The sequence below is a fragment of the Rheinheimera sp. genome (assembly GCF_036568245.1).
Lineage (GTDB): Bacteria > Pseudomonadota > Gammaproteobacteria > Enterobacterales > Alteromonadaceae > Alishewanella.
In genome coordinates this window covers 1-6,130 of the sequence record NZ_DATCSY010000064.1, presented here as the reverse complement: position 1 = coordinate 6,130, position 6,130 = coordinate 1, and the positions used below count along the sequence as shown (strand labels likewise).

The window sequence follows — 6,130 nt, the reverse complement described above, 5'->3', positions numbered from 1 at the left end:
TAGGGCAAACATGCATACATCCAATAACCGCCGCCGGTTTTGCCATTTAATTAATCCTGTCTGCTCTGTCCGTTAATTGATACTGACCTTGCTGCCTTTAATGGTGATATTCGCGCCTTTAATATCAATAGAACCGTCACTCTTCATCGAAATAGAGGCTGCACCGGTTTTAATCGTGATGGCATCTCCCGCGTCAATCAGCAACTTTTTGCCCACCTTAAGCGTATCGCTGCCATCAATGGTGTTTTTGCGGTCTTTGTTCACTGTTTCAGTATCGTTACCTTTTACAGTGGTAAGGCGATCATTTGCGACCATATCAGTCTGATTATTTTCTACCTGCAACTCGAAATCTTTTTCAGCATGCAGATACAGCAGCTCTTCGCCTTTTTTATCTTCAAACCTCAGTTCGTTAAAATTGGCTGCGCCACCGCCTTTACTGGATCGACTTTTAATACCGCTTTGCGTCTTATCATCGGGTAGCGTGTAAGGCGGCATATGATCAGAGTTATATACAGCGCCGATAATTATTGGCTGATCCGGGTCGCCATTTAGAAACTCGACCAACACTTCCTGATCGCGCCTCGGAAAGAAAAAAGCCCCCCAGTTTTTGCCAGCCCAATTCTGGCTGACCCGGATGGGGCAAGAACTTTCATTATCTTTTATGTCTGAGCGATCCCAATGAAACTTAACCGTAACCCGCCCAAGCTCATCGACAGAAATCTCTTCGCTGCCCTTACAGGTTACAGTAGCGCTTTGTACACCCGTGATCACTGGCTTGGCAATTGTCAGCTGCGGCCGGTAAGCAACCTCTTTCGGTACGCAGTAAAAGCTGTTACTAATTTCTTGTTTAGTGGTTTTGTTTGCACCGGTCTGGCTGGCTATTGCTGCAGTAAGCACTACTTCGGTTAGGACGTACTGTTTACCCGCTTCAGCTTTGTCCTCGTGTTCGGTAAGCGTAAAGGTTTTACCTATGCTAAAGCTGCGGCAATTACTTGCACCTTTGCGCCTTTCGATATCCCGTTGTAGCGCTTCCAACCGGATATCCGCAATTACTTTAGATCGCGGATGAAATTCAGATTCAGCGTCATAACTAAATACTTCGTAGTTGGCATGCCCACTCACTAAACTACCTTTATTCGCTTCGCCAGTTGGCAAAGCAGTAGGTTTTTTCAAATCAAAACCGCGCTGTACAAATTTACCCGGTGCCATCACCAGTGCTTTTTGCCAATGATGAATATGAGACTCAGACAAGCTGCCGGCAAAAAATTTTACCTTAGCTTCGATACCCGGTTCATAAGCAGTTGCCTTATCGGCCAGAACCAACTTGTGGCCACTTTGTGTATGCTCAAAGTAATAGAAAATGCCTTCTTGTTGCAGCAAGCGTTGAACAAAATCCAAATCACTTTCTTCATACTGCACTTTAAAATCGTAATCAGGGTAACTGCCCTGGATCTTAGCCGAAACGTCGACTTTAACACTGTGTTCACCGGCTACCTGCTCAACAATTTTTAAGACGTTTTTGGCCCGGAAAATCCGGCTGTTTACCCTGTGCTGCATATACCAGGCAGCGGCAACCAGATGCAGGCTGTAATCGCGATAATCCGCGCCGGCAGCATCTTTACTCACCCGGGCGCCCAGCGCGGCTACATCTGCTACCACAGCATGGATGTAGCGCTGTTTATTGCCGCCTAATTCCAACGTAATAGTGACTTCTTTACCGATCAACTCATCAGGTTTGATTTCGCGGCCGTTGCCATACACTTCAGCTTTAACACTAAATAACTGAGACAATGCCTCTTTGAACACAAACCGGGTTAAAATCAACGCATCTTTGCCAAGCGGCGTATCAATTCTGATGCTGTTCTCGTCCTGGGTTGCCTGTTGCATCCATTCGCCTCAACTGGTTACTAATATAAGATGATCGGTAAAAAAGCAGATAGGAAGCTGGTGTGGTAAACCACACCAGCGGGTTCAGCTTACAGCTTAGAACCCTTAACACCACTGTAACCGTATACCAACGGTGCAGTAACGTTGTTTTTGTCGTCTGTAGGTGTAACTGTCATCATTAGCTCGGTATAGCTGATAACAATAGTTTCAACCGGACGGTCGCCAGACACTGACATCTGGTAGCTGCTGATCATGGCGTCAGTCAGTTCGATCTTCATGATCTCTTCCACTTTATCGCCTTGCTTCGTGATGTGGAAAACCGCTTTTTGACCCTTACCGATAGTCGCTTCTTTGAACAGATCCGGAGACGCTTTATCCTGCAGCTTAGTAATAACGATGTCATTTAAGCGAGTGGCGCTGGCTTCACGGTCCATTGCGGTACCAGTGAAAGAGCTCAGTTCACGCTGAGTGCCCCAGTCCATAGATAATACAGTAATCATATCCTTGAACTCTTCAGCGGTCGTTTCACCTTTGATCGCGCCATATTGCAGGTAGGTATTTGCTTGCATGCTATGCTCCTTTTGCATATTTAAACAGGTGCCCGATATCGGACATCAAGGTTAGTCCGGATAACTCATTAATCCGGAAATGTTAAAAACCACCAGCTGCTTTATATAATAAACACATCAAATTAATTATGCATTATCAATAAAATTACATAACTGATTAGCAGTTTTTAAACTTCACAAATTATATCTTCAAAACCAATATTAACAACAGAAAATTAACTATTAATTTAGCTATTTTTTAACTTTTAAATGTCAGGCAGATCTTGCCCGACATTTACACAATGATAATCAGCTCACGCTATAGTCAAATTTGCCATCCACTACCTGCAGCAGAATATGACTTACCGGCTGTTGCTGAGCGACCCGCTGCAAAATGCGCACGGATAGTTCAGGTAACAACTGATTCTGTAGAATATTGTGAATAGTTCTGGCCCCGGAACCAGCATCCTGGCATTGGCTGACAATCAGATCGGTCACATCTTTACCGTAATTGAAATCAGCTTTGTAATGCTGACGTAAACGTTTATTAATGCGGGCTAATTGCAAAGTCGTGATCAGCGCCAGCTTGTCATTATCAAGCGGCAGGTATGGAATAAGATTCAACCTGCCGAGAAATGCCGGCTTGAATACGGTTAACAAATCGTCTTTAAGCGCTTTGGCCAGTCCTTCCACAGAGGGGGCAGTATCAGGATCTTCAAATAAACGCATCGTCGTATCAGTGCCGACGTTAGACGTCATAATGATAATGGTGTTTTTAAAATCAATATCACGGCCTTCACCGTCTTTTATCGTGCCCTTATCAAACACCTGATAAAAAATATCCTGTACGCCAGGGTGAGCTTTCTCCATTTCATCCAGCAGAATCACGCTATAGGGTTTACGCCGCACTGCTTCTGTCAGCACACCGCCTTCACCATAACCGACATATCCCGGAGGGGAGCCAAGCAGCAGAGAGACTTTATGCTCTTCTTTAAACTCTGACATATTAATAACAGTCAGTTGCTCTTCACTGCCGTAAACCTGTTCAGCCAGTGCCAACGCGGTTTCCGTTTTTCCTACCCCGCTGGGCCCGGTTAATAGAAAAATGCCATTCGGCTTATTCTCGTCAGCAAGCTGTGCCCTGGAAGTTTGCACGGTGCGGGCGATCAATTCCAGCGCATGGTCCTGGCCTACAACCCGCTGTTGCAAGAACGTATTCAGTGCTAAAACGGTATTAATTTCATCTGCCTGCATTTTGCCCAGCGGAATGCCAGTCCAGTCTGACACGACTTCAGCTACCAGCTCTTCACTTACCTGCCAGTGCACCATCGGCTCGGCAATGGCGGCGAACTCCGCTTTAATCTGTTTTAAGCGCTGAAGTAAAGGCGAATCTTCCGTCTGGGGTTCTGCGGTAAGTTGCTGCGCCAGTTGGCGGGCTTCAGCAACCAATGCTTTTTGTTGCTGCCAGTGTTGCTGCAACTGTGCCAGCTCTGCAGCGACCTGCTCCGCCTTCAGTTCAAGTGCCTTTAATGTATCAAGATGATCAACACCGAGGTACTGCTCGCGCTTCAGAACATCAATTTCCTGCTGTAACTGTGCAGCCAGCCGCTGATGATCTTCCACAGCACCAGGAATGGCATCCTGACTCATTGCTACCCTTGCACAGGCAGTATCAAGCAATCCCACCGCTTTATCGGGTAACTGTCTGCCATTAATATAGCGGTGCGACAACTTAACAGCCGCCTGTAGCGCCTGATCAGTAATAGATACCCGATGGTGTTGCTCCATTACCGGCAGCAGTCCCCGCATCATCACAGTGGCTAGTTCAGGCGTGGGTTCTTCTACTTTGACTACCTGAAAACGCCGGGCCAGAGCAGCGTCTTTTTCGAAATACTTTTTATATTCCGCCCAGGTTGTGGCGGCGATAGTGCGCAGCTCGCCACGGGCAAGTGCGGGTTTAAGTAAATTTGCAGCGTCATTCTGGCCAGCCTGGCCACCGCTACCAATCATTGTATGTGCTTCGTCAATAAACAGAATAACCGGCGATACTGAGCGGTTAACTTCGTTGATAACGTTTTTCAGCCGGTTTTCAAATTCGCCTTTCATACCTGCACCCGCTTGCAGCAGAGCAAGGTCTAACACCCGCAGGCTGATATTTTTTAATTTGTCCGGCACGTCGCCTGAGGCAATTTTTAACGCCAGTCCTTCGACAACCGCCGTTTTGCCAACGCCTGCTTCACCGGTCAGTATCGGATTGTTTTGCCGCCGCCGCGTTAAAATGTCTATCATCTGGCGAATTTCATAGTCGCGCCCGATAATAGGATCAATTTTGCCGGCTCGGGCCTGTGTCGTCAGATCAGTGGTGAACTGGTCAAGTGCCGGTGTCTTACCGCCACTGACGGAGTTATTGGTCGCTTGCTGGCTTTGCTGCTCTGAGCTCTGCTTTGCCAGCTCTGGCCACAGCCGCAGTAGTTCAGCTGCATCCAACTTATCAAGCGCAGGCACTCTGCGGCTTAACAGCGCGGCGAGACTATCGTCTTTGAGCAATGTATATAAAATGTATGCTGAACGGATCTGCTGATCAGCAAATTCGATAGTCGTACTTAACCAACTGGTACGCAGCAAGTTAATCAGCTGTACTGAAATGGTCGGCAACGCATTGTTACCGGTTTTCATCTGCTCCAGTGCTTGCTGCAACTGCTGCTTGACAGTATCAGGGTTAATATCAAAGTTGCGTAACAGCATCGGAATATCACCATCACCCAGCTCTAGCATGGCGTCTAACCAATGCTCAATTTCAACACTGTAGTGGCTGCGGGACTGGCATCGTGCCGTTGCCGCTTCCAGAGACTGGCGACTAGCCGGGTTTAGTTTCTCAACCAGACTTTTTAATGTGGTAGTAGACATAATTGCTTCCTGTGCATTAACTAAGCCCGGGCCAGCTGGTAGCTAAGCCGGGTATCTTGATGTTCGATTACTTTTCTGACTGCCAGACTGCCGCTCTGGCCAAGACAGGATTTACCCACTTGAGCCCGAGGGAAATCACAGTGTCTGCCCAACAAGGTGATACGTACTCTAAGTGCTGAAGGCAGAAAATCTGCCAGTACATGGCTGATTAAATGGTGCTGATAACTTCCGGGCAGCAAGGGCTCTGCCCGACCGGCGGGTACCTTAATCAGCAGTTCAATCGCGCCGCTGACATCCCACACTTTACTGCCAAGCATCGCAGAGCGTCCGAGTGTTGCATGCTGGCCCTGAGGTAGAAATTTCATCGCCAGTCTGCTTTGTTCAGTTGCATCTAAAGTTAGCCAGCGCCCCTGCAACGGATTGAGCTCGACAGTGGTGCCAAGTAGCTCAGTGAGAATTTGGCTCAGCTGCTGGGCACTGCGGTTGTGCTGAGCAAAAGCCCCGGCGTAATACAGACCCAGTGTACTCTGTGCGCCTGACAGGTTTTTCAGTACCGCACTGAAGCTGTCATGCTCTGAGCCTGCCATTTCGTATTGACAGGCAAAGCGATATTTCTCCCATGCCCGGTAATACAGGGAAATAAGCCGGTGATTAAAGATGTCGAAGAAATCACGCATGGTCTTATCGCGCTGCTTCAAACGCTGTAACACCATTTCGGTATAATGCTGCGGCATCACACCACTTGGGCCGGTAAGCCCCATAAAACTGACTTGCATATCTACCGCTTC

4 protein-coding genes are annotated in these 6,130 nt (G+C 47.7%); all 4 read right to left on the bottom strand.

The window, feature by feature from the left end:
• Positions 1-72 precede the first annotated feature (72 nt).
• Positions 73-1,887 carry a type VI secretion system tip protein TssI/VgrG gene (tssI, locus tag VIN66_RS02880; protein ID WP_331922588.1) on the bottom strand — a complete coding sequence of 605 codons (1,815 nt, stop codon included), beginning with the start codon at positions 1,885-1,887 and terminating at the stop codon, positions 73-75.
• 89 nt (positions 1,888-1,976) lie between these two features.
• Positions 1,977-2,456, bottom strand: coding sequence for an Hcp family type VI secretion system effector (locus tag VIN66_RS02875; protein ID WP_134055083.1), 480 nt, complete (start codon positions 2,454-2,456; stop codon positions 1,977-1,979).
• A 288-nt stretch (positions 2,457-2,744) separates the two neighbouring features.
• Positions 2,745-5,342, bottom strand: a complete 2,598-nt coding sequence (gene tssH, locus VIN66_RS02870; RefSeq protein WP_331922587.1) for a type VI secretion system ATPase TssH — start codon at positions 5,340-5,342, stop codon at positions 2,745-2,747.
• A gap of 20 nt (positions 5,343-5,362) precedes the next feature.
• Positions 5,363-6,130, bottom strand: a 768-nt coding sequence (gene tssG / locus VIN66_RS02865) for a type VI secretion system baseplate subunit TssG (protein WP_331922586.1), incomplete at its 5' end; no start/stop codon positions are given.

Excerpts from the sequence above, each read along its gene's own strand:
- tssI (WP_331922588.1), bottom strand. The coding sequence starts at position 1,887 with ATGCAACAGGCAACCCAGGACGAGAACAGCATCAGAATTGATACGCCG.
- VIN66_RS02875 (WP_134055083.1), bottom strand. The coding sequence starts at position 2,456 with ATGCAAGCAAATACCTACCTGCAATATGGCGCGATCAAAGGTGAAACG.
- tssH (WP_331922587.1), bottom strand. The coding sequence starts at position 5,342 with ATGTCTACTACCACATTAAAAAGTCTGGTTGAGAAACTAAACCCGGCT.